Origin of the sequence: Pseudanabaena sp. 'Roaring Creek' (assembly GCF_001402795.1) — a bacterium.
Classification (GTDB): Bacteria; Cyanobacteriota; Cyanobacteriia; order Pseudanabaenales; family Pseudanabaenaceae; genus Pseudanabaena.
This window is the reverse complement of the sequence record NZ_LIRE01000248.1, coordinates 1-1461: the sequence shown is the minus strand read 5'-3', so window position 1 is coordinate 1461 and position 1461 is coordinate 1. Positions and strand designations below refer to the sequence as shown.

1 protein-coding gene is annotated in these 1461 nt (G+C 43.3%); it reads left to right on the top strand.

From position 1 onward, the window contains the following. The first annotated feature begins 134 nt into the window (after window positions 1-134). Window positions 135-1223: an ABC transporter permease gene (locus AC805_RS08690; protein WP_055075061.1), complete on the top strand. Its 1089-nt coding sequence runs from the start codon at window positions 135-137 to the stop codon at window positions 1221-1223. Window positions 1224-1461: the final 238 nt, after the last annotated feature.

Here is a 1461-nt window from a genome sequence, read left to right as displayed (position 1 = left end):
GCGTAACGCCCGCTAAGCGGGCGTTACGCCCTGCTAGGTTTTAAGTTTACTTATGCCTAATTATTTAAGAAAGACTTACTAAGAAAGCTTTTTTAAAAGTTTATGGACAAATTATTTATTTGAGAACCAAGTATATGAATATACTCGATCGCTGGCGTTCTAAATCAGAGACGATTCTCATTCCGATTGGGGCGATAATTGCCTCTTTAATTGTTTTCGGTATATTTTGTGCATTCCAAGGAAAGAATCCGATCGAGATTTATGGCACGATCTACAAGTCTGCCTTTGGCAATAGCTTTTCATGGCAGGGGACTCTGATCAGAGCAGCACCGTTAATGCTGACCTCCCTATGTACAGCATTACCTGCAATGTTGGGGTTGACAATAATTGGTAACGAAGGAGCCTTGATTGTTGGTGGCTTAGGGGCAATTGCGATTGGGTTGTCTTTAGGATCCTTGCCCCCATTGATGGTTCAGATTACGATGGCAATGGCTGGCATTATCGCTGGTGGCTTATGGATTGCTTTTGTTGGGGCGATCAAGTACTACCGAGGCGTAAATGAAACTATCAGTAGTTTGCTAATGAACTATATTGCGATCGCCTTGCTCAACACCCTAGTTGAAGGGCCCATGCGCGATCCTTCTAGTTTGAATAAGCCTTCGAGTTTTCCCCTTGCGGCGGTAAATATGCTGCAAAGCATTCCTAACTCGCGGGTGCACTATGGATTGATCTATGGATTGGTAGCCTGTGCGATCGCCTATTTCCTGATTCATCGCACAACTTTTGGTTTCGCGGTTCGTACCGTCGGTGGGAATATCCGTGCTGCTAAAATTGCTGGTTTACCCGTCGGAAAACTCACCCTCATTGTCAGTTTTCTGGGTGGTTCCTGTGCTGGTCTCGCAGGAATGGTAGAGATTGCTGCCATTCATGGTAGCGCTAATGCCTCTTTAAATTCTGATTATGGCTACAGTGGTATTCTGGTTGCCTTTATTGCGAGGCAAAATCCCTTAGTGGCTGTACTGGTTGCTGTTTTAATGGGCGGTATTTTGGCTAGTGGTAGTGCCCTTCAGCGAACCTTTGGACTGCCCGATGCCACGGTTTTGCTTTTCCAAGGTATTGTCTTTTTAGCGATTCTCTTTAGTGAGTCTCTTTATGGTCGTTTAGAATTCTTTAAAGATAGAGAACCTGAAGCTAAAATTGATGCATCTGCTAGCTTAGTTTAGATAGCTAAAATCATCAATCAAACGAAATACAGGGAAATTTTTGAAAGCGTTGCTAAGCAACGCTTTCAAAAATTTCTCTAGTTTGGGTTTGATCGATAATTGCTGTAACAGCCAAACCACAAGTTTAACAATCTAAGTAGCTGGGCTTAATTAAAATTTAGATCTAAAACCTGCGGCGCACGCTGCGCGTGCGCCGCAGGTTTTAGGGTTTTATATTTAATTAAGCCCACTTACTTAA